Origin of the sequence: Collinsella sp. CLA-ER-H2, assembly GCF_040092405.1 — a bacterium.
Lineage (GTDB): Bacteria > Actinomycetota > Coriobacteriia > Coriobacteriales > Coriobacteriaceae > Collinsella.
This window is the reverse complement of record NZ_JBBNLO010000027.1, coordinates 1-21,932: the sequence shown is the minus strand read 5'-3', so window position 1 is coordinate 21,932 and position 21,932 is coordinate 1. Positions and strand designations below refer to the sequence as shown.

At 58.0% G+C, this 21,932-nt stretch carries 16 protein-coding genes; 8 read left to right on the top strand and 8 right to left on the bottom strand.

Features of this window, described 5'->3' with window-relative positions; translation table 11 throughout:
• Positions 1-189: 189 nt before the first annotated feature.
• The 5 genes from lacB to AAAX59_RS07985 form a co-directional block, all read right to left on the bottom strand.
• Positions 190-714, bottom strand: a complete 525-nt coding sequence (gene lacB / locus AAAX59_RS08005; protein WP_006234831.1) for a galactose-6-phosphate isomerase subunit LacB — start codon at positions 712-714, stop codon at positions 190-192.
• 63 nt (positions 715-777) lie between these two features.
• Positions 778-1,206, bottom strand: a complete 429-nt coding sequence (gene lacA / locus AAAX59_RS08000) for a galactose-6-phosphate isomerase subunit LacA (protein WP_006234830.1) — start codon at positions 1,204-1,206, stop codon at positions 778-780.
• Between the two features lie 309 nt (positions 1,207-1,515).
• The gene (locus AAAX59_RS07995; RefSeq protein ID WP_349071385.1) at positions 1,516-2,529 is read right to left on the bottom strand and encodes a hypothetical protein; all 1,014 of its coding nucleotides are present in this window, start codon (positions 2,527-2,529) and stop codon (positions 1,516-1,518) included.
• A gap of 285 nt (positions 2,530-2,814) precedes the next feature.
• On the bottom strand, positions 2,815-3,153 hold the full coding sequence (locus AAAX59_RS07990) for a PTS lactose/cellobiose transporter subunit IIA (protein WP_349071384.1): 339 nt from the start codon (positions 3,151-3,153) through the stop codon (positions 2,815-2,817).
• A gap of 214 nt (positions 3,154-3,367) precedes the next feature.
• Positions 3,368-4,372: a LacI family DNA-binding transcriptional regulator gene (locus AAAX59_RS07985; RefSeq protein WP_271749006.1), complete on the bottom strand. Its 1,005-nt coding sequence runs from the start codon at positions 4,370-4,372 to the stop codon at positions 3,368-3,370.
• A gap of 357 nt (positions 4,373-4,729) precedes the next feature.
• Between AAAX59_RS07985 and AAAX59_RS07980 the strand changes: the two genes are divergently transcribed.
• Both AAAX59_RS07980 and lacG (AAAX59_RS07975) read left to right on the top strand, forming a co-directional pair.
• Positions 4,730-6,505: a lactose/cellobiose PTS transporter subunit IIB gene (locus tag AAAX59_RS07980; RefSeq protein WP_349071383.1), complete on the top strand. Its 1,776-nt coding sequence runs from the start codon at positions 4,730-4,732 to the stop codon at positions 6,503-6,505.
• 70 nt (positions 6,506-6,575) lie between these two features.
• Positions 6,576-8,015, top strand: a complete 1,440-nt coding sequence (gene lacG / locus AAAX59_RS07975) for a 6-phospho-beta-galactosidase (protein WP_349071382.1) — start codon at positions 6,576-6,578, stop codon at positions 8,013-8,015.
• A gap of 267 nt (positions 8,016-8,282) precedes the next feature.
• Here the strand turns inward: lacG (AAAX59_RS07975) and AAAX59_RS07970 are convergent, their stop codons facing one another.
• Positions 8,283-9,311 (bottom strand): substrate-binding domain-containing protein, encoded by a 1,029-nt coding sequence (locus AAAX59_RS07970; protein ID WP_349071390.1) that lies wholly within the window; start codon positions 9,309-9,311, stop codon positions 8,283-8,285.
• A 344-nt stretch (positions 9,312-9,655) separates the two neighbouring features.
• Here AAAX59_RS07970 and lacG (AAAX59_RS07965) point away from each other — a divergent pair, with 344 nt between their 5' ends.
• Entirely contained in the window at positions 9,656-11,104 is a 1,449-nt protein-coding gene (lacG, locus tag AAAX59_RS07965) for a 6-phospho-beta-galactosidase (RefSeq protein ID WP_349071381.1), read from the top strand.
• Between the two features lie 176 nt (positions 11,105-11,280).
• The gene (locus tag AAAX59_RS07960) at positions 11,281-13,041 is read left to right on the top strand and encodes a PTS lactose transporter subunit IIBC (RefSeq protein WP_022094682.1); all 1,761 of its coding nucleotides are present in this window, start codon (positions 11,281-11,283) and stop codon (positions 13,039-13,041) included.
• A gap of 337 nt (positions 13,042-13,378) precedes the next feature.
• On the opposite strand, the gene AAAX59_RS07955 is transcribed toward AAAX59_RS07960, so the two are convergent.
• Positions 13,379-14,380, bottom strand: a complete 1,002-nt coding sequence (locus tag AAAX59_RS07955) for a LacI family DNA-binding transcriptional regulator (RefSeq protein WP_349071380.1) — start codon at positions 14,378-14,380, stop codon at positions 13,379-13,381.
• Positions 14,381-14,664: 284 nt separating this feature from the next.
• Here AAAX59_RS07955 and AAAX59_RS07950 point away from each other — a divergent pair, with 284 nt between their 5' ends.
• The 3 genes from AAAX59_RS07950 to AAAX59_RS07940 all read left to right on the top strand — a co-directional run bounded on the left by AAAX59_RS07950 (position 14,665) and on the right by AAAX59_RS07940 (position 19,541).
• Positions 14,665-16,443, top strand: coding sequence for a PTS lactose transporter subunit IIBC (locus AAAX59_RS07950; RefSeq protein WP_349071379.1), 1,779 nt, complete (start codon positions 14,665-14,667; stop codon positions 16,441-16,443).
• Positions 16,444-16,518: 75 nt separating this feature from the next.
• A complete protein-coding gene (lacG, locus tag AAAX59_RS07945; protein ID WP_349071378.1) occupies positions 16,519-17,940 on the top strand; it encodes a 6-phospho-beta-galactosidase in 1,422 nt (473 codons plus the stop codon).
• A gap of 368 nt (positions 17,941-18,308) precedes the next feature.
• Positions 18,309-19,541, top strand: a complete 1,233-nt coding sequence (locus AAAX59_RS07940; protein ID WP_349071377.1) for a Fic family protein — start codon at positions 18,309-18,311, stop codon at positions 19,539-19,541.
• A 108-nt stretch (positions 19,542-19,649) separates the two neighbouring features.
• Here the strand turns inward: AAAX59_RS07940 and AAAX59_RS07935 are convergent, their stop codons facing one another.
• On the bottom strand, positions 19,650-20,414 hold the full coding sequence (locus AAAX59_RS07935; RefSeq protein ID WP_349071376.1) for a DeoR/GlpR family DNA-binding transcription regulator: 765 nt from the start codon (positions 20,412-20,414) through the stop codon (positions 19,650-19,652).
• Positions 20,415-20,620: 206 nt separating this feature from the next.
• On the opposite strand from AAAX59_RS07935, the gene AAAX59_RS07930 reads away from it, so the two are divergent.
• Positions 20,621-21,673, top strand: a complete 1,053-nt coding sequence (locus AAAX59_RS07930; protein WP_349071375.1) for an aldose epimerase family protein — start codon at positions 20,621-20,623, stop codon at positions 21,671-21,673.
• Positions 21,674-21,932 lie beyond the last annotated feature (259 nt).

Below are 21,932 nucleotides of genomic sequence, written 5' to 3'. Positions count from 1 at the left end.
TCACATATCATCTCGCACGATCCATTGTGAACGTCGTGCCTTTAGCAGAAAGGTAATGAGGCAGCGCCGCAAACAAAAGAACAATGCACGTCCAGCCCGCTGGGCCAATTGGGCTGATAGAAAACCGGCTCGCGCCCCCTCACAGAAACGCGAGCCGTCAACGGACTAGTTAATTACGCCGGATACCCGCTAATCGTGGTATTCGCCGCGGTCCCACTTCTCGAGGAACTCGTCAAAGAAGTGCGGGTCAGCCTGAGCCTCGGCATCGGCCTTATTGCAGGCATCGATCTTGGCGATCAGGGCATCGTGCTCGGGGGTCTTCTCGTAGGGCTCCTCCAGGAAGGCAAGCATGATATCGGCCATCAGGAACTCGCCGGTGATCTTGCCGCCAAAGCCCACGATGTTGGCGTTGAGCTCGCGACGGGCATACAGGGCAGAGGTCATGTCGCGAACCAGGGCGCAGCGGGCGCCGGGAACCTTGTTGACGGCGTTGGTGATGCCAATGCCGGTGCCGCACAGGGCCACGCCAAAGTCGGCCTTGCCGCTGGCAACAGCCTCGCCCACGGCCTTACCGTAGATGGGATAGTGCGTACGGGTGTGGCTGTAGGTGCCGCAGTCGAGCACCTTGTAGCCAGCCTGCTCCAGGCGGTCGGCCAGATAGATCTTCTCGTCCGTAACGATATGGTCGCAACCGATTGCGATGGTCTTCTTCATCAGAACGTCCTTTCGTCTGAATTCACAAGTTGAGGTAGAAGTTCGAGTTCTCGGTGGCTCTCGTTAGGCCATCTTGTTGAGCATGTCGACACGGATCTGGTGACGGCCGCCGGCGTACTGGGCGCGCAGGAACTCGCGGGCGATCTTCTTGGCAACCTCGGTGCCCACAACGCCCGGGCCCATGGTGACCATGCGCGAGCCGTTGTGCTCGCGGGTCATGTAGGCGGAACGCTCGTCGGAAATGTTGGCGACGACCATGCCCTTGATCTTGACGGCGGCCATATAGGAGCCGACGCCGTACTTATCGAATGCGAAGCCCTGGGAATCCTTGTGCTCCAGCAGGTCCTTGGCAACGGCGGTCGCGGAATCGACAAAGTCCGCGGCAGGGGTCTCGGAATAGTCGACGACCTCGTGACCGTCGGCGATAAGCATCTCCTTGATGGACTCCTTCATCGACATACCGTCGGCATCGGAAGCGATTACAACCCTCATGACATCCTCCTTGAGAGATACGCAGGTGCGTAGTTTCTGTTTGGAAGTGTTGAATCGCGTTCAGGTCCGGGCATCTGAATATGCGATTCTTCACTGTTCATGTTTATTTGAACACATTCGAACATCGACTGCAACAATTATTTGTTTATCTCTGTTCTTTTTTGAACAAATACCGCTCGCGGATGATTGCTGACCGCTTGGGATTGGGAAAAGCCCAGCCTGCCACGTATTCAACAAACAAAAAGGGCGGCCGAGAACGCATCTCGGCCGCCCTTCGGCGGTATGCCCCGGTATATACAGCTGTTTTAGTTACTCGGACTGCCCACCCTTTTTGGTGTGCTTGGACGGAGTACTCAGAAAACGGCCCGTCAAATAGCTCGCTGGACCGGAAATATCGATTCCCAGCAACGTGTGCCCCAGCCACAAAAACGCTGCGAGCACCAGCAATGGGATAACGCACGAGGTCACGATCATCACGATGACGCCTTCGATCAGATTGGTCACCTGCTGCACAATTTCATCGGTCATCTGCTTGGCACCACTGGTTACCGACGTGACCAGGCTCGAGGCGCCGTCGGCAAGCTGCTCAAGCACATTCTTGGACTCTGTGGACTCGGTCTTTTTCTTGCTTGCTTTGGAGCTGTCGCTATCTGCAGCACCCGCAGCGTCGGCCGCCTTTTGCTCGGCCGCCTCGATGCTCACTCGATACGTTTCGTCGACCTTTTGCGACACCCATACGCTTGCAGGCACCAAGGCCATTCCGATCATGGCGACCACCAACACGCGAGTCGCCACGCGGCGCAGGACGGCGCTCGTACTCCAGCGCCCATGAACGCCAAGTGAGATCGCGAAGAGCACCAGCGCAAACGGGATCAGGATGCCTAGACCAACCGACCACAAAATGGTCAGCAGATATTTCTCGAGGTAGAGCACGGCAAGCACGATACCCAAGTTACCCGAAAGCTGTGCGAGCTGCTCGGCAACCGGCGTTCCCGTATCACCCGGCAACGCAGTGATGCCCGCAGACAGCGCCACGCACGAGGTCGTGAGCGCCAAAACATTGCCCTTCTTTTGATCGATGACCTCGATGGTAGAGTCCCAAGTTTTGGTATCGTCAAAATGCGGACGAGCTACAAAGCCCGACAGCAGCGCCAGTACCACGAGCGCAACGATAAAGCCAATCTGCAGCTTTTTGTTTGCGCACACGACATCGGACAGGCTGGGCTGCAGCTCGGTTACCGTCGTATGCTCGGTTATCTGGACAGGACGCCCATGAGCCATCTCGTGCGCATCTGTCTTTTGAATCAATCCGTTGTCCGGCATTTGGACACCTCCTCATTCCGGCCTGCATTGCGGATGGAAGTATACCCACCCATCGAAAAACCGAACGGGAGGGCGTGCAGAAGCTCCAAGACTGTCCCCAACGACTAGTCGTTTAAGAACGTCCCCAATGACTGTCTCGGGATGAGTTGCGGTGGAATAGGGTTTGTTTTGTGCCCGCCGGCCCCTATTCAGTCCCTATTTCACCGCAACTTGGAGGAGGACAGAAAAAGCCCTGCCGCGGGTAGCGGCAGAGCTTTTGGAAGGAGACTGGGTTGTGAGGGCTCGTTAGGCGAGCTTGGCCTCGAGCTCGGCGATGCGCTTGTAGGCATCGATGGTAAAGCGGGTCTGCTTCTCCAGGATCATAGTGGTCATGAGAGTGTCCTGAGCATGGGCCATGATGAAGGTCATCTCCATCTCGCCGCCGCCGGCCTCCTGCGAAAGCAGCTTGGTCTGCGTGTCGTGGGCACCGATGAGCGCATCGCTGGCATCCTTGTGCGGCTGCTCGGCCTTCTCAAAATCACCCTCGCGAGCAGCATCGAGCGCTGCAAGCAGATCGGTCTGGGCGTCACCTGCGTATGCGACAATCTCGAATCCAACCATCGAGATTTCTTCTTTGGTTGCCATATTGCGTTCCTTTCACATATGAACCAACGGAGAGCATCGCGTCCGGGCATACGCGCTGCGCTGTGTATGACAGAAACAATAACATTCAAACAAAAAGGAACAGCGCAAAACGTAATTTCGAGCTATGAACGGTCACTTTTCGCCCGTGAACGGTTTTTAAACCAATCCAAACAATATCGAACACAATTAGCGGCAACCCAAACAGACCCGCGCCCTAGCGCCAATCGCGTACCGTATCGCCCTCGACGAGCACGCCCGGAAACAGCATGTGCTCCACACCGGGTTCAACGCCCTCGGCGCCGGCAATCTTGTCAACCGCCCACATGCCGACGCGCTTGTTGTCAAAGCGCACCGTGGTCAGGCGACAATCGGGCACGATATCGCCCAGGCTGTCATCAACACCCACCACGCTCACATCCTCGGGCACGTGCTTTCCGCGCGACTCGAGCCCGCGAATGCAGCCATATGCCATGGCATCGTTGGAGGCATAGATGGCAGTACAGGTCGGATCATCCGCCAGAGCCTGGCCTGCGGCATATCCGCTCTGTGCCGTCCAGTCGCCGCGCACGAGCTGCGGGGGCTCAATGCCATGCGCGCGCAATGTCTCGCGCCAGCCTTCCTCGCGCCGCATGCCCGAAAGCGAGCGCTCGGGGCATGAGATAAAGTGCACAGTCTTGTGCCCCCGCCCCAGCAAGTACTCGACAACTTGACGCGAGCAATCGAACTGGTCGTTATCGACCGTTGAACAGAGCGGGTGCTCCAGCATGGTAACGAGCACCGTCTGCATACCGGGCAGCGGCTCAAAAGTGCCAAAGTCTGCCGGCATGCGGTTCATGATCACGACCATACCGTCTACCGGCAGCGCGCTCATGCGTGACGATGCGCTCTCGAGGGTATACGGATGCCCGTCTACTTTAGTGAGGGTGATGGCATAGCCATGTTTGTCGGCCGCGGCGGCAAAGCCCTCCATACGGTCGAGGTTGCCGGTACCGGTAATGTTGAACATGGCGACGCCGACGGTCTTAAACCTGCCACGGCGCAGCGATCGACCGGCAAAATTGGGGCGATACCCCAGCTCGCGCATGGCGGCACGCACGCGTTCCTTGGTCTCGGGGCGCACGCTGGGCGAATCGTGCACGGTGCGCGAGACTGTCTGCTCCGAGACGCCCGCGAGGCGCGCTACGTCTTTGACGGATACCGATTTTTTAACAGCGGCCATAGATCGATCTTTCTATGTCAACGATGCCATTGGTGGCACCCTGCGCATTCAAATGAAACGTCTTCAAGTATATCCAACGCCTCCCCCACCATACGCTCACCACCCAAAACCTACCGTTCACCGACATTTTTGCTTCCCCGAACGGCTTTTGTCGACCAAATGTTAACGTTGCCATTGTGCAAACACAGAGCCACCGGGCGGCTCAAACGTTTACGCGCATGGAATCGACGGTCCACAGGCACAGGAACCACCGGTTCGCTTCTTTTTTTGTGTCACAAAATGGCAACGTCAACATTTTGGCAACCGAACGCCAAAAGCTACCATCGTTGCTAACCCACCGACTCTTAGGAGCATTGCATGGAGCAACTCATCGCCATCATCGAAAAGGGCCAGCCCTTTTTCAACGCGATCGCCCGCAACAAGTACCTCAAGGCGATCCGCGACGGCTTTATCTCCGTCATCCCCATCATCATCTTCTCGTCCATCTTCTGCCTGGTAGCCTCGGTCCCCAACATCTGGGGTTTCTACTGGCCCGATGATATCAACAACGCCCTGTGGAAGTGCTACAACTACTCCATGGGCATCCTGGCCATCGCCTGCGCCGCCACCACGGCCAAGCACTTCGCCGACGCTCAGAACCGCGATCTGCCCAAGAACAACCAGATCAACTTTATCTCGTGCATGTGCGCGGCCATCATCGGCTTCTTGCTCCTTTCGAGCGACACCATCGCCACGGACGCTGCCAGCGGTTTCAACACCACCTACCTTGGTTCCAAGGGCCTGCTGACCGCTTTCATCGCTGCGTTTGTGACCGGCATCATCTACAAGTTCTTCATTAAGCGCAACATCACCGTCAAGATGCCCGAGCAGGTTCCGCCCAACATCTCGCAGACCTTTAAGGACATCATCCCCTTCTCCGTCTGCATCACCGTCTTTTGGGTTTTTGACATCGTCTTCCGCGCTGCTTTTGGCTTCTGCTTTGCCCAGGGTGTCATCCAGGTGTTCCAGCCCCTGTTCACCGCTGCCGATGGCTACATCGGCCTCGCTGTAATCTACGGCGCCATGAGCCTGTTCTGGTTCGTGGGCGTCCACGGCCCCTCGATCGTTGAGCCCGCCATCGCCGCCGCTCTCGTTGCCAACATGACCGACAACCTGGCTGCGTTCCAGGCCGGCCAGCACGCTTCCGCTGTCCTGACCCAGGGTGCCCAGTACTTCGTCGTCTGCATGGGCGGCACCGGCGCCACGCTCGTCCTGGTCTTTATGTTCTGCTTCCTGGCCAAGTCTCAGGAAATGCGCGCCGTCGGTAAGGCCGCCATCGTCCCCGTGTGCTTTGCCGTCAACGAGCCGCTGCTGTTCGCCGCACCCATCGTGCTCAACCCCGTCTTCTTTGTCCCGTTTGTCTTTGCCCCGATCGCCAACATCTGGATCCTCAAGATCTTTATCGACTTCTTGGGCATGAACGGCTTTATGTACACCTTGCCTTGGACCGTCCCCGGCCCCATCGGCACCATCATGGGCCTGGGCTTCCAGCCGCTCGCCTTTGTGATGCTCGCCCTTATCCTGGTCGTCGACTTCGTTCTGTACTACCCGTTCTTCCGTGCCTATGACGCCCAGAAGTGCGCTGAGGAGGCCGAGATCTCCCAGGAGGAGCTCGCCGCCAAGAACGCCGAGAAGGCCGCCAAGCTCAACGATGCCTTCCAGGGCAAGGCTGACGCCAAGAGCGTTGCTGCCGGCGCTGCCGCCGAGGCCGTGAAGGCTGACGCCCCCGCCACTTCCGCAGCACCCGCTGCCGAGGCAACGGCCGCCAGCGATCTCAACGGCAAGCGCGTGCTCGTGCTCTGCCAGGGCGGCGGTACCTCGGGCCTGCTCGCCAACGCGCTGGCCAAGGCTGCCAAAGAGCGCGGCATCAATCTTGAGACCGCTGCCGAGGCCTATGGCAACCACGTTGACATGCTCCCCGACTTTGACCTGGTCGTCCTGGCCCCGCAGGCCGCCAGCTACTTGGCCGACCTGCAGAAGGACTGCGAGCGCGTGGGCAACAAGTGCGTCGCCTGCCGTGGCAAGCAGTACATCGAGCTCTCCCAGAACGGCGATAAGTCTCTCGCCTTCGTCTCCGAGCAGCTATCGAAGTAAGTAACACCCAGGGCCAGTCGACCATCAACAGCCGGCTGGCCCTTCGATTTAGACGATTGGATATTTCATCATGTCCGTTAACCCTGCTAGCGTCACCAACCCGCCCGCGCAGTTTCCCGAGGGCTTTGTCTTTGGCGGCGCCACTGCTGCTTACCAGGTAGAGGGCGAGACCCGCACCCACGGTAAGGGCAAAGTCGCCTGGGACGACTTCTTGGAGGCCCAGGGGCGCTTCTCCCCCGATCCCGCTTCGGACTTCTACAACCAGTACCCCGTCGATTTGGAGCTGTGCGAGGAGTTTGGCATCAACGGCATTCGCCTCTCCATTGCCTGGAGCCGCATCTTCCCCAACGGCACCGGCGAAATCAACCCCGAGGGTGTCCAGTTCTATCACAATCTCTTCGCCGAGTGCCATAAGCACCATGTTGAGCCGTTTGTCACGCTGCATCACTTTGACACGCCGCTTCCCCTCTTTGAGAAGGGCGATTTCCTCAACCGCGAGACCATCGACGCCTTTGTGGACTTTGCCACCTTCTGCTTTAAGGAGTACGCCGACCAGGTGACCTACTGGTTCACCTTTAACGAGATCTGGGCCGACGCCTCCAACACCTACATCGAGGGCACCTTCCCCGGTGGCGTCAAGGCGCATCTGGCCGAGGCCTTCCAGTGCGAGCACAACATGATGCTCGCCCACGCCAAGGCCGTGCTGGCCTTCCACAACGGCGGCTTTAAGGGCAAGATCGGCGTCATTCAGTCGCTGGAGTTTAAGTATCCGCTCAACGAGAACGACCCCGCCGACATCAAGGCCGCCAACAACGAGCACGTGCTGCAGAACCAGTTTTTGCTCGACGCCACCTTCCGCGGCGACTATGCGCCCGATACGCTCGAGTGCGCTAACCGCCTGGCTGCCGTCTCGGGCGGCACCATCGAGATCCCGGATGAGGACCTCGAGATCATGCGCGAGGCCGCGCTCTACAACGACTACCTGGGCGTTAACAACTACCAGTGCCGCTTCTTGAAGGCTTACGACGGCGAGAACGACCTGCACCACAACGGTACGGGCGAGAAGGGCACTGGCCGCTGGCGCGTTAAGGGTATTGGCGAGCATGTGAACAAGCCTGGCATCCCCACCACCGACTGGGACTGGATCATCTATCCCGAGGGCCTGTTCGATCTGCTCGTCTACATTAAGCAGCGCTACCCCAACTACAAGCAGATTTTCATCACCGAGAACGGCATGGGCTACAAGGACCCCTACAAGGACGGTTTTGTGGACGACCAGCCGCGCATCGACTACATCGAGCAGCACCTGCGTTGGCTGCTCAAGGCCATGGAGGTGGGCGTCAACGTGGGCGGCTACTTCCTGTGGAGCCTGCAGGATCAGTTCTCCTGGACCAATGGCTACAACAAGCGTTACGGCTTCTTTTACGTTGACTTTGAAACCCAGAAGCGCACGCCCAAGGCAAGCGCCTACTGGTACAAGCACGTGGCGCAGACCCGTCGTCTGGACTAGTGGCTGGCGGGGTTGCCCGCTCACACAACCTGTCCCCATTTCTCAGCCGGGGGCGGCACGTCACACGGCGCGCCGCCCCCGGTCTTTTTGTTTTTGGGCTGGTCGGGAGCCGTTTGTCTCGATCTGTAACATCTAGCCGAGTTTTTTGGTCCTAGCTGTTACAGATTGAGACGAACAGGATTGCTCTTTCCGAAGAATCTAAATCTGTAACACGTAGCCCGCTTTTGACCGTCTACCTGTTACAAATCGAGACAACCGGAGTAGGACCTAACCCCGTATGTCCCTAACAGTCGAGCGTTCGACCAGCGTACTCGGCACATGAATCGCCTCGATAGACGAGCTCTCTCCAATCGCCGCCTCAAACGCAAGCTTACCGACACCGCGCAAATCAAATCGCAGCGTCGTCAGTCGATTGTGAGGAACAAGTCCCTCGAGTGCGTCGTCGATACCAACCACGCTCACGTCGTCGGGCACGGACAGGCCCGCGTTCTCGAGCGCGGCGATAACGCCCAGCGCCATCTGGTCATTTGCCGCAAGCACGGCAGTCGGCGCCTGCGACCCGCCGGCAAGCACCTCGGCCGCAATCCGCTCGCCCATGGCGTACCCACTGTCCGCACTCCAATCGCCACGCAGCATCGGAGCGGCATCGACATGAGCACGACCCAGCGTATCGCGCCAACCGGCCTCACGAAAACGCGAGGAAATCGAGTTTTCCGGACCCGCCACAAACCGCATATTCGAGTGACCATGTTCCAGCAGATAATCGGTCAACAGCTCGCACGAACCATACTGGTCGGAGTCGATCGTCGTGCAGCGCGGATGCGCATACATGGACAGGATGACCGTTCGCACTCCCGGCTGGGGAACAAACTCCTCAAAATCGGGAGCCATGCGGTTCATGTTGAGAATCATGCCGTCGACGGGTCGCTCGACCATGCGGCGCGAGGCATCGGCAAGTGTATAGGGCTTGTCGCCGCCCATCTCGATCATAGTGACGGCAAAATCGTGCTCGCGCGCCGCTTGCATGATACCCTCGAGCGTCGCCAGGTTACCGACACGTGTGATGTTGTACATGCACAGGCCAATAGAACGATACGACCCGCCGCGCAACGCCGCTCCAGCAAAATTGGGACGAAAGCCCAGCTCTTCCATGGCGGCCAGCACACGCTTGCGCGTCTTTTCCGTCACGTTGGGCATACCGTTGACCACGCGAGACACAGTCTGGCGGCTCACGCCAGCGAGCGCCGCAACCTCTGCCGCGCTCGCCGAATGACCATTCCTTGTCTGCTGAGCCATGCCTTCCACGCTAACCTGCTTCCCAACTATTCCCCGCGCCCATGGCGCATCGTACATACATCGATAACGTGCTCATGATACCCGAGCCATATACCACAACATGAAAACTTCTGTCAATCAAAACCGCTTACCGAACAAATACAACCGTTCGCGGCTGTTTGAAGTTGTTTTGTTTCTATACATCCCAGCCGGATGTTAACGTGCTCATTGTCAAATGTTCACGTGCTCATTTTGGTTCTAATCATTTTAAGATAGTGTTTATCGGGCTTTTTCACCGCTGAACGCTAACCAGGGAGCCTCCTGAGCGCAAACGCACAATATCGAACAGCGAGACGAGAGGGTGTATGCATATGTCTTTGCTAAACCGCGTACAGCAGCTGCCGAAGGGCTTTGTTTGGGGCGCCGCAACCGCCGCGTACCAAACGGAAGGTTCCACGAAGGTGGCAGGCAAGGGTAAGACCATGTGGGACGATTACCTTGTCGCCCAGGGTCGCTTTTTGCCCGACCCGGCCAGTGATTTCTACAACCGCTACGAGGAGGATATCCGCCTTTCTGCCGAGCATGGACTCAACGCCATCCGTGTGTCCATCGCCTGGACCCGCATCTTCCCCAACGGCGACGATGCCGAGCCCCTCGCCGAGGGCGTTAAGCACTACCACGAGCTGTTCGCCTGCTGCAAAAAGTATGGCGTCGAGCCCTATGTGTCCCTGCATCACTTTGACTCCCCCGCCGCCCTGTTCAACCAGGGCGACTGGCTCAACCGCAAGACCGTCGACGCCTATGTGCGCTATGCCGAGTTCTGCTTCCGCGAGTTCCGCGAGGTCAAGAATTGGTTCACCATCAACGAGCTCATCAGCCTCTCGCACTCCCAATACATCCAAGGCAACTTCCCGCCCAACCATCACTTTGATGTGACGAGCGGCATCCAGAGCCAGCACAACGAGCTCGTTGCCCACGCCCGCGCCGTCAACCTGTATAAGGATCTTGACGAGACCGAGCACCTGGGCGGACGCATTGGCATGGTCAACGTCCTGACGCCGGCATATCCTGCCACAGACTCGCCCGCCGACCAGCACGCCGCCGACCTGTACAACGCCTTCTACACCGACTTCATCATGGACGGCGCCTTCCTGGGTCACTACTCCGCGCGCACCCTCTCACTCATCAACGAGATTCTGCGTGCCAACAACGCCACGCTTACGGTTGAGGACAGCGACATGGAGGAGCTCGCCAAGGCGGCGCCCCGCAACGATATGTTCGGCCTCAACTACTATCAGTCGGCGTTTATCGCCGCCTACGATGGCGAGTCCACCAACAGCTTTAACGGCACCGGAGACAAGGGCACCTCGTGCTTTAAGTTTAAGGGCGTCGGGCAGCAGGTCGATATGCCGGGTATCCCCACCACCGACTGGGATTGGCTCATCTACCCGCAAGGCCTCTACGACACGCTCAAGCACATCAGCGCCACCTATCCCAACCTCCCCGTCATCTATATCACCGAAAACGGCCTGGGCCACAAGGACCCCGAGCCCGATGCGCTCGGCATCGTCGCCGATCCCGAGCGCATCGACTTTGTCGACCAGCACATGGAGAAGGTGCTCCGGGCGCGCGCCGAGGGCGTCGACGTCCAGGGCTACTTTATCTGGAGCCTGCAGGACCAGTTCTCGTGGGCCAACGGCTATAACAAGCGCTACGGCCTGTTCTACATCGACTTCGACACGCAAAAACGCTACATCAAGCAGTCGGCACTCTGGTACAAGGAGCTCGCCGACACCATGGCGGACGCGCAGTAGCGCATCGCCTCGCTTTCCCCCGAGAGGGGAGCGGCCCTATGCGATACAAACCCAGCCGCTCCCCTCTCTCCCCCTGGGACCGACCCCGCCTGCACCCGGGCTTTTAGCAAGCGGGAGACCATATAGGTTTTCAACGTCCATGCCATTAAGATTTCATGCAAAGAGGAGCGTGAACTATGGAATCGATCGTTAAGTTCTTGGAGAAAGGTCAGCCGTACTTCGACAAGGTCTCTAAGAACATCTACCTTCAGGCCATTAAAGACGGCTTTTTGGCAGCAATGCCCATCATCCTGTCTTCTTCTGTCTTCCTGCTTATTTCGACCCTGCCGGGCGTTGTCGCCACGGTCGGCGGCTTTACGCTGCCCGACTGGTGGAACGTCGACGTCGTGAACTTCTGCAACAAGGTTTACAACTTCACGATGGGCGTCGTGGGCATCATGGTCGCCGGCACCACCGCAAGCGCGCTGACCGGCTCCAAGAACCGCCGCATGCCTGCCGGCAAGGCCATCAACGCCACGAGCACCATGGTCGCCGCCATGTGCGCTATGCTCATCTTGGCCGTTACCCAGACGAGTGCCAAGATCGACGGCGCCGATGTCTCGGTGTTCTTTACCGACAACATGGGCACCAAGGGCCTACTGAGCTCCTTTGTCGCCGCATTTGCCACGGTCAACATCTATGCCTTCTGCATTAAGCGAGACATCACCATCAAGCTGCCCAAAGAAGTCCCCGGCGCCATCGCCCAGAACTTCCGCGACATCTTCGCCTTCAGCTTCTCCATCCTGTTTGTCGCCGTCATCGACGTTATCTGCCGCACCTGCTTGGCCGTCCCGTTTGCCAACGTCATCTCCACGCTGGTGAGCCCGCTGTTCGCCGCTGCCGATTCCTACGCCGGCCTCGCCCTCATCTGGTTCATGATCCCGCTGTTCTGGTTCATGGGCATCCACGGCCCCTCGGTCGTTAAGCCTGCCCTCAACGCCGCGCTGTTTGGCAACATCACCACCAACCTCGCCACGCTGCAGGCCGGCGGTCACCCCGCCCTCGCCCTGACCGAGAACTTCGGTAACTACATCGGCGAACTCGGCGGCACCGGCGCCACGTTCATTGTCCCGATCATCTTCCTGCTCTTTATGCGCTCCAAGCAGCTCAAGGCCGTCGGCAAAGCCTCTGTCGTACCCGTGATGTTCGCCGTCAACGAACCGCTGCTGTTCGCCGCGCCCATCATCCTCAACCCGTACTTCCTGATCCCGTTCCTGTTTGCCCCCGTGGCCAACGTCCTCATTGGTAAGTTCTTCATCGACTTTTTGGGCATGAACGGCTTTATCTATGCCATGCCGTGGGCACTCCCCGGACCGATCGGTACCTTCATCGACACCAACTTCCAGCCGATCTCTCTGGTCCTGGTTGTCGTCCTGCTGGTCGTTGACTTCTTAATCTACTACCCGTTCTGCAAGGCCTACGACAACGTCCTGTGCAAGCAGGAGGCCGAGACCCTGGCCGAAGAAGAGGCCGAGGAGACCAAGGCCGTCAAGACCGCTGCCGCCCCCGCCGTTGAGGCTCCTGTTGTCGAGACCGCTTCTGCCACTGAGGCCTCCGCAGCTCCGTCCGCCCTTAAGGGCAAGGATCTGAGGGTTCTGGTTCTGTGCGCTGGCGCCGGCACCTCTGCACTGCTCGCCAACGCGCTTAAGGAAGGCGCCGACGAGCTGGGCATCGACATTACCGCCAACGCCGGTGCCTACGGCAGCCACTACGCCATCATGGACCAGTACAACGTCATCGTCCTGGCTCCGCAGGTTCGCACCTATTACAACGAGATGAAGGCCGACACCGACCGCCTGGGCATCACGCTGCTGTCGCCCAAGGGCAAACAGTACATCGACCTCACTAAGGATCCCAAGGGTGCCGTCGCCTGGATCGAGGAAAACCTCGAGGCATAAGACGCTGACACCACCTGCCGCTTGCAGACAATAAATGGCCCGTGCATCGATGTGTGATGCGCGGGCCATTTTGTTTAGACCGCACCCGTCCTCCTGTTCATCTCAATCTGTAACATCTAGCCGAGTTTTTCGGTCCTAGCTGTTACAGATCGAGATGAACGCACAGGCCAAGCCGAAAATCTCAATCTGTAACATGTAGACCACTTTTGACCGTCTAGTTGTTACAGATCGAGACAAACGGAATAAGCCGGGCCAAAAATCTCGATCCGTAACATCTAGCCGAGTTTTTGGGTCCTAGCTGTTACAGATTGAGACAAACGGAATAGGCCGAGCACGTCTACGCCCGCAAGTCCTTTACGCTGGAACGCTCGACCAACACGCCCGAGACGAGCGTACGGCTTCTGGAGCTCGGAGCTTCCAGACCCGCGACGACCTCATTGAGCGCACGGACGCCCAGCTCGCGGTGGCGAAACTTCACCGACGTCAGAATCGAGTTGGGAATCGTCTTATAGAGCTCATCGTCGAAGCCGATCACGGACACATCATTGGGCACACTGAGCCCTTTGTCACGTAGAGCCATCATCACGCCGTTTGCCATGCAGTCGTTAGCAGCGAGGACCGCCGTGCAATCGGGCTTATCGGCAAGCACAAGGCCCGCGGCATAGCCACTATCCGCATTCCAATCGCCTTGCAGAGGCTCGGGCGGCTCAATGCCACGCGCCTCGAGTGCCGCACGCCAACCTTTCATACGGCACTGGCTCGACAACGACTCTTTCTTACCAGAGACGAAGTACACGTTCTTGTGCCCGTGATTCAAGAAGTACTCGCACGCCATGCGCGCGCCGCCCTCTTGGTCGTCACTGACGGTGGAGCAGGTAGGATGTTCCATCGGCGTGATAATCACCGTCTTGAGGTCTTTCGGTGCCTCAAACGTATCGAAATCGTCGACCATCTGGCGCAGGTTGAAGATCATGCCATCAACAGGCAGCTGCGACATCCTACGCGCCGCATCGGCAAGGGTCATCTTCTCCCCCGCCCGCTTTTTAATCATCGTGAGCGCAAAGCCGCGTTCTTCGGCGGCATCGGCGATACCGTCAATCATGTCCACGGCACCGCCCGACAAGTGAAACAGCACGACGCCGATGCACCCGTAACGGCCTAACTTGAGCGAACGCGCGGCAAAGTTGGTTCGAAACCCGAGCGCCTCCATGGCCGAATGAACCTTATCGCGTGTCGACTCTCGCACGCTATCGGGCTCGTTGATCACACGCGAAACCGTCTTGAGAGAAACACCCGCGGCAATCGCCACATCGTTCATCGAGACATTTTTCTTGTCCATCGTTGCCACTGCTTCTCCACTCGGTTCTCTATCACTTGTTTTTTGCGTTCTAGCATACACTACCTGCTTGACTGATAAATCAACCGTTTACCGGACAATATCGACCACTCACCCGTAAATCCTTGTTGCTCTTCCAAAAATGTCTTACGTTGTCATTAACGAAATGACAACGTTGTCATTTCGCAATGCCTTCCTTAAGCAGGAAGGTTTCCGGGCAGTCCTGACCATCCATCGACGACCAGTTCCATCCACATGCATCGCGCATTAAGCAGCAAAGGAGCTCTATGGACGCCATCGTAAAGATGCTCGAAAAGCATCAACCGTTCTTTGAGAAGATCTCGAGGAACATCTACCTCCAGGCCATCAAGGACGGATTCCTTGGGTGCATGCCCATCGTCCTCACCTCTTCGATCTTTCTGCTCATTGCCACCCTTCCCGGCGTAGTCGGCATCACGCTGCCCCAGCCGCTCATCGACTGGTGCAACAAGCTGTACAACTTCACCATGGGCGTCATGGGCATCATGGTTGCCGGCACCACTGCCAAGAACTTTACGGCTTCCATGAACCGTCGCATGCCCGCCGGCAAGGTGCTCAACGACGGCTCCACCATGGTGGCCGCCCAGTGCAGTATGCTTTTGCTCGCCGTTACGCAGTTCACCACCAAGTTCAACGGCTCCGAGCTTTCGGTCTTCGACTGCACCAGCATGGGCACGCGCGGTCTGTTCTCGGCCTATATCGCCGCGTTCATCACCGTGTGGGTCTACAAATTCTGCGTCTCGCGCGATCTGACCATTAAGCTGCCCAAGGAGGTCCCGGGCGCCATCGCTCAGAACTTCCGCGACATTATCCCCTTTGGCGGTGCCGTCATCATCTGCGGCATCATCGATGTCGTCGTGCGCAACCTCATGGGCGTTCCGTTCTCCGAGCTGCTTATCAAACTGCTCTCCCCGCTCTTTACCGCTGCAGAAACCTATCCTGGCCTTATCCTTATCCAGGCAGCCACCGCGTTCTTCTGGTTCATCGGCGTCCACGGTCCCTCGATCGTCCAGCCGGGCATCGACCCCATCCGTCTTGCCAACCAGGCCGAGAACCTGCAGGTTCTGCTGGCAGGCGGCCACCCCGCCCACTCCCTCACCTTTAACATGTCGCTCGTGGGTGAGTTCGGCGGCACCGGCGCCACGTTCATCGTGCCGCTCCTGCTGATTCTCTTTATGAAGTCCAAGCAGCTCAAAGCCGTCGGTAAGGCCTCGATTGTTCCTGTTGCCTTTGCTGTCAACGAGCCGCTGCTCTTTGGCGCGCCGATGATCCTTAACCCCTACATGCTCATCCCCTTTGTTGCCGCCGGCTGCGTCAACGTGAGTGTTGCCAAGTTCTTTATCGACAACGTGGGCATGAACGGCTTCTCCTTCGTGGTGCCTTGGGCTACCCCCGCTCCCATCGGCATCTTCATCACCACGAACTTCCAGCTTATCGCCCTGGTGTTTGTCGCGATCATCATCTTGCTGGACGCCATCATCTACCTGCCGTTCTTGAAGGCATACGATAAGCTGCTCTGCGACCAGGAGGCCGAGCGCGCCGCCGAGCTGGGTCTTGAGTCCGATGGTGCTGCCACCATCGCCGCCAGCACCTCTGCGCCCGCTGTCGAGCAGACGACCGCTTCCGTCGAGACGACCGCTGCCGCCGCCGACAGCGAGCCTGTCGCCGATCAGCCCGAGCCCGCTGCCGATGCATCCGCTAAGAAGGATGTCGACGGCCTGAAAGTCCTCGTCCTGTGCGCCGGCGCCGGCACCTCTGCCATGCTTGCCAACGCCATCAAGGAAGGTGCCGCGCAGACCGGAGAGAACATCGCTTCCTCCGCAGGCGCCTATGGCCAGCACACCGCCATCATGGATCAGTACGACGTCATCGTGCTCGCCCCGCAGGTTCGTAGCTACTACAACGACATGAAGGCCGACACCGATCGTCTGGGCATTAAGCTGCTCGCCCCGCGCGGCAAGGAATATATCGACCTTACCCGCGACCCCGCTGGCGCCATCAAGTGGCTCCGCGAGAACCTCGACTAGTTCCTCCCTCTGTTGGTGCCCGGACCCCCAGTTTGGGCACCTCTCCCTATTCGTATCCCACAGAAAGGATGACTCATGACCAACCCCATGCAGTTCCCCGACGGCTTTGTGTTTGGCGGCGCCACCGCCGCTTACCAGGTTGAGGGCGAGACCCGCACGCACGGCAAGGGCAAAGTGCCCTGGGACGATTTCCTGGCTGCTCAGGGTCGCTTCTCCCCCGACCCCGCAAGCGATTTCTACAACAAGTATCCGGTCGATATCGACCTGTGCCAGCGCTTCGGCATCAACGGCATTCGCGTCTCCATCGCTTGGAGCCGCATCTTCCCCAACGGCACTGGTGAGATTAACCCCGAGGGCGTCTCTTTCTATCACGAGCTTTTCGCCACCTGCAACAAAGCCGGCGTTATCCCCTATGTCACGCTCGATCACTTCGATACGCCCGAGGTCTTCTACCAGAACGGCGGCGAGGGCTTCCTGACGCGCACGACGATCGACGCCTTTGTCGAGTACGCCAAGTTCTGCTTTGCCGAGTTCACCGAGGTCAAGCACTGGTTTACCTTTAACGAGATTCCCGCGACCGCCGAGGGCAGCTTTATCGTCGGCAACTGGCCGCACGGCGAGAAGTATCGCCTGGACAAGGCCTTCCAGCTTATGCACAACATGATGGTGGCCCACGCCAAGGCTGTCGTCGCCTTCCATGAGGGCGGCTTTGAGGGCGAGATCGGCATTGTCCAGAACCTGGAGCCCAAGTATCCCCTCGATCCCAACAGCGCTGCCGACTGCGAGGCCGCCCGCATGGCCGACGTCATCAACAACCGCTGGGTGCTCGACGCCACCTTCCGCGGCCACTATGCAGCCGACACCATGGAAGCCGCAACCAAGCTGGCCCATATCGCCGGCGGCGAGCTCGACGTCCGCGACGAGGACATCGCCGCGCTGACCGCCGCGCTCCCCTACAACGATTGCCTGGGCGTCAACACCTACAAGTGCCAGTTCCTGCGTGCCGCCGAGGGCGAAAACGACATCAACCACAATGGCACCGGCGACAAGGGCTCCTCGCGCTGGTTCCTCAAGGGCGTGGGCGAGTCGTGCGTGCGCGAAGGCGTACCCACCACCGATTGGGACTGGATCATCTATCCCGAGGGCCTGTACGACCTGCTGCTGCGCATTAAGAACGATTACCCCAACTACAAGAAGATCTACATCACCGAGAACGGCATGGGCTATAAGGACGACTTCGAGGATGGCTTTATCGATGACGCCCCTCGTATCGACTACATGCGTCAGCATCTCGCGTGGATCCTCAAGGCAATCGACGGCGGCGTAAACGTCGACGGTTACTTTGTGTGGTCGCTGCAGGACCAGTTCTCCTGGACCAACGGCTACAACAAGCGTTATGGCCTGTTCTACATCGACTTTGAGACCCAGAAGCGCTATCCCAAGGCGAGCGCGTACTGGTACAAGAACGTCGCGGAGACCGGCCTGCTTATGGCCTAACTTTTGCCGCATACCCCCTGTCGGCCGCATGCGAATCCCTCCACGGGTTCGCATGCGGTCTTTTTTGTTTTGGCTCGGCCCGAACAGGCCGTTCATCTCAATCTGTAACATCTAACTGGGATTTTCGGTCTTAAATGTTACAGATCGAGACAAACAGAACGCCCGAGCAGAAATATCTAAATCTGTAACACGTAGCCCACTTTCGACCGTCTACCTGTTACAGATCAAGACAATAAGATAGTCAAATCCGAACTTTCCAAGCAGTTATGAAGCATGGTTTCTAGTTTTCGGTATCACGAACATACTTTCGGTATCATTTAATGGTATTATGATACCGAAAGTATGTTCGTGATACCGAAAGGAGCCGCATGCGCCAGTTCGATTACACCACAGTCCCAGCGGAACTCGAAGCAACTCCAATCACCAACCTCCTCCTCTCGATACGCGAGCATAAAGGCCGACAGCTTGCTCTGAGTCAAGTCAAACCCGAACTTCTATCGTCACTTATGGAGGAAGCTAAGATCCAAAGCACCCAATCCTCCAACGGACTTGAAGGAATTGTTACCACCCAAAAAAGACTCAAAGCAATCATGGCGTATTCCGCCAAGCCAAGCTCCCGCGCAGAGGAAGAAATCGCTGGATACCGAGATGCGCTGTCGCTTATTCACGAGCAGCACGATTTCATTCCCGTAACGCCATCGGTCATTTTGCAGTTGCATCGTGACCTCATGGTACACACAGCAATCTCGTATGGGGGCCATTGGAAAGATAGCGATAACGAAATCATCTCCATCGACGATCAAGGCAATCGATTTGTGCGCTTTAGGCCGCCTTCGGCCCTAGCAACCCCCGGACTTATCGAAGAAGCCTGTCGGTCCCTCAACGACGCCTTATCTCGTCAAGTTTGCGACCCCCTCCTTATATCATTCCGCTTCATCTTCGATTTTGTCAGCATTCATCCCTTCAACGATGGCAATGGCAGGATGAGCCGGCTCCTTACAACGCTGCTACTCGAAAAGACTGGATACGACGTTGCGCGTTACATCAGCATCGAACGACTTATTGAAGACAACAAGGCGCTCTACTACAACGCCCTCGCTGCAAGCTCCATTGGATGGAATGAAAATCAAAACACCGAAGCACCCTTTATCCGTTTCATGCTCGGAACAACCCTGGCCGCCTACCGACAGCTCGAGCAGCGTACCCTAATTGAATCAAGCACTCGTCCCATGTCGAAGCAAGCGCGCATCGCCGTTCTATTTCAACAGAGACCCGGCGTCATTAAGAAATCCGACATCCGATCCAACTGCCCCGATATCAGCGAGGTTACCGTTAAACGAACCCTCGGTCAGCTTGTTAGTTGCAGCGCAATCGAAAAAACAGGAGCGGGTCGTTCGACGGGCTACATACTCAAAGACGTCCATGCTCTAGAACTATTCTTGCAATCCACAATACCCGATAGCGAGGCCGCAATAACAAAAGTGGCTCCAAAGGATAAGCTCCTTGAACGTGTAAACCACGCCGAGGATGAAAGCAGAGAGGGGCTCTATGAAGACTACGATTCATTCTCAAGGGACATAAAGACGAAATACGGAGTCTAGTCATATCCCAGAATAGCCTCATCCTTGTTGCCCAAAGTTATTTACGCGTCATTGTGAAGCGATAATCCCCGCGCCGGCAGGGGGCAGAAGTATCGCCTGCTGCGTTAGCTAGCAAATGATCTGCGTGTGCTCCTCGATGGCGGCGCGATCCTCGGCGGCAATACCCGGCTCGCACACCACGGCGTCCAAATTGTCCAGGCGGCAGAAGGTGTAGAAGTCGCGCTTGCCGATCTTGCTGGAGTCGGCGATCAGATAGCGCGAGTCGGCCTTGCTAAAGGCGAGCTGCTGGATACGGCCCTCGTCCATGTTGGACGTAGATACGTCGCCATCCAGAATGCCGTTGGCACCGATAAACGCCGCGTCGATGCCCAGCGCACGCAAGGTATCCTCGGCCGTTGGTCCCACAAAAGCGGCGGTGCGGCGACGGTACATACCGCCCACGAGGCACAGGTCGCAGTCTTCGCGTGCCTCGAGCAGGTTAAACACCGAAAGCGAATTGGTCACGATACGCAGGCGAAACGCCGGCAGCATCGAGGCCATCTGCTCAACCGTAGTGCCCGTACCCAAAAAGATGGTCGAGCCCTCCTCGATAAGCTCCACAGCACGGCGCGCGATCTGCAGCTTTTCCTCGGCATGCTTGGTGCGCTTTTCGCTGTGCGAGTACTCGTGGCGCAGCATAGCGTGGGGACGGCCCTGTGCACTGCGGGCTCCGCCGTGCACGCGCTCGATCTCGCCCAGGCTCGCAAGCTCCTCAAGATCGCGACGGATCGTCATATCCGAGACGCCCAGTGCATCCGAAATCTCCTTGACCGAGACCGTGCCCTGCTCTTCGAGCAGCTGCCGAACCTTGTCCTGTCGCTCTGCCTTAATCACGATGAATCCTCGCCGTTCTTTGCGCGCATATCATTCAAACAGTAACGAACAAATTGTATCAGACTCGTGCACGTCAAAAATGAACGCCCGCACAGCTCCAATCATCACTTTTTTGAGAAAAATACCCCCTGCTTTAGTGGGGTGTAGTGATAATCTCGCCTGTTCGCGCTACAGTTTGTCCGAAATACCTCGATGTTAGGAACCAAATGATCACTTCCGAGCTTTTCGGCACCGCGCCGTGCGGTACCCCCGTTCATCGTTACACCCTCAACGGGCCCGAGATCTGCGTTCGCATTATGGACTATGGCGCCACCGTGCTGGGTATCGATGTGCCCGACATTCCCGGCAACGTGCGCGATGTGGTGCTGGGCTTCGATAAGCTCGAGGATTACTTTGACAACCCCGCCTGCTTTGGCGCGACCATCGGCCCCGTGGCCAACCGCACCGCGGGCGCCACGATTACCATCGACGGCACGGACTGGCATATGCCCGCCAACGAGGGCGCCAACAACCTGCACAGCGATCTTGAGCACGGTCTGCATAAACGCGTGTGGGACGTTGAGCTCGACGAGGCCCATAACGCCGTGCGCATGACCACCTCGCTTGAGGATGGCGAACTGGGCCTTCCCGGCAACCGCACCTTTACGGCCGTGTTTACCGTTACACGCACCGGCGTCTTTCGCATCGAGTATGGCTGCGAGAGCGACCGCGCCACCTACGTGTCCATGACCAACCACACGTACTTTAACCTTGCCGGTCATAACGCCGGCATGGACTGTGAGCACTTCTTTGTTGCTAACGCTGCTCACTACCTGCCCATTAACGAGCAGAACATCCCCACCGGCGAGATTGCTCCGGTCGAGGGAACACCGTTTGACTTCCGCGAGCTGCGCCCCGTCGCACCCGGCATGGAGGCCGACGACCCGCAGATTAAGCAAGCCCGTGGCTACGATCACTGCCTGTGCATCGATGGCTATCAGTACGGGCGCAACCTGCGTCGCGCCCTGCATGTTGAGGAGATGTGGACCGGCCGTGAGCTGGACTACTACACCACCGCCCCGGGCGTGCAGCTCTACACCGGCAACTGGCTGGGCGACGAGCACGCCAAGGACGATGCTAACTATGGCTGGGGCGCCGGCTTTGCCCTCGAGGCCGAGATGTACCCCGACACGCCGCACCAGCCGCTGTTCCCGCAGGGCATTGTGGGCCTGGGTCACCCCTACAGCAATGTGATTGAGTACCACTTTATGAGGCACTAAGCCCACAACGCGACATATCGCACAGCAGCGCCCGCCGGCACCACCGCCGACGGGCGCTTTTTATCTTTTGGGGTCATTTTCGCTGTGACGGGGGTGCGGACAGAAAGTTGGACCGCGGGGCGGTCCGGACTGTGGAGTGGGTATGATGAATTGGACACCTAGTTAAGAGCGAAAGGTGTTCAAGATGACCCAAAGAAGAAAGCGATACGACAGGCAGTTCAAGGTCTCGGCGGCAAAGGTGGTCCTGTCCGGGGAAATG

Excerpts from the sequence above, each read along its gene's own strand:
- lacB (WP_006234831.1), bottom strand. The coding sequence starts at position 714 with ATGAAGAAGACCATCGCAATCGGTTGCGACCATATCGTTACGGACGAG.
- lacA (WP_006234830.1), bottom strand. The coding sequence starts at position 1,206 with ATGAGGGTTGTAATCGCTTCCGATGCCGACGGTATGTCGATGAAGGAG.
- AAAX59_RS07995 (WP_349071385.1), bottom strand. The coding sequence starts at position 2,529 with ATGCCGGACAACGGATTGATTCAAAAGACAGATGCGCACGAGATGGCT.
- AAAX59_RS07990 (WP_349071384.1), bottom strand. The coding sequence starts at position 3,153 with ATGGCAACCAAAGAAGAAATCTCGATGGTTGGATTCGAGATTGTCGCA.
- AAAX59_RS07985 (WP_271749006.1), bottom strand. The coding sequence starts at position 4,372 with ATGGCCGCTGTTAAAAAATCGGTATCCGTCAAAGACGTAGCGCGCCTC.
- AAAX59_RS07980 (WP_349071383.1), top strand. The coding sequence starts at position 4,730 with ATGGAGCAACTCATCGCCATCATCGAAAAGGGCCAGCCCTTTTTCAAC.
- lacG (WP_349071382.1), top strand. The coding sequence starts at position 6,576 with ATGTCCGTTAACCCTGCTAGCGTCACCAACCCGCCCGCGCAGTTTCCC.
- AAAX59_RS07970 (WP_349071390.1), bottom strand. The coding sequence starts at position 9,311 with ATGGCTCAGCAGACAAGGAATGGTCATTCGGCGAGCGCGGCAGAGGTT.
- lacG (WP_349071381.1), top strand. The coding sequence starts at position 9,656 with ATGCATATGTCTTTGCTAAACCGCGTACAGCAGCTGCCGAAGGGCTTT.
- AAAX59_RS07960 (WP_022094682.1), top strand. The coding sequence starts at position 11,281 with ATGGAATCGATCGTTAAGTTCTTGGAGAAAGGTCAGCCGTACTTCGAC.
- AAAX59_RS07955 (WP_349071380.1), bottom strand. The coding sequence starts at position 14,380 with ATGGACAAGAAAAATGTCTCGATGAACGATGTGGCGATTGCCGCGGGT.
- AAAX59_RS07950 (WP_349071379.1), top strand. The coding sequence starts at position 14,665 with ATGGACGCCATCGTAAAGATGCTCGAAAAGCATCAACCGTTCTTTGAG.
- lacG (WP_349071378.1), top strand. The coding sequence starts at position 16,519 with ATGACCAACCCCATGCAGTTCCCCGACGGCTTTGTGTTTGGCGGCGCC.
- AAAX59_RS07940 (WP_349071377.1), top strand. The coding sequence starts at position 18,309 with ATGCGCCAGTTCGATTACACCACAGTCCCAGCGGAACTCGAAGCAACT.
- AAAX59_RS07930 (WP_349071375.1), top strand. The coding sequence starts at position 20,621 with ATGATCACTTCCGAGCTTTTCGGCACCGCGCCGTGCGGTACCCCCGTT.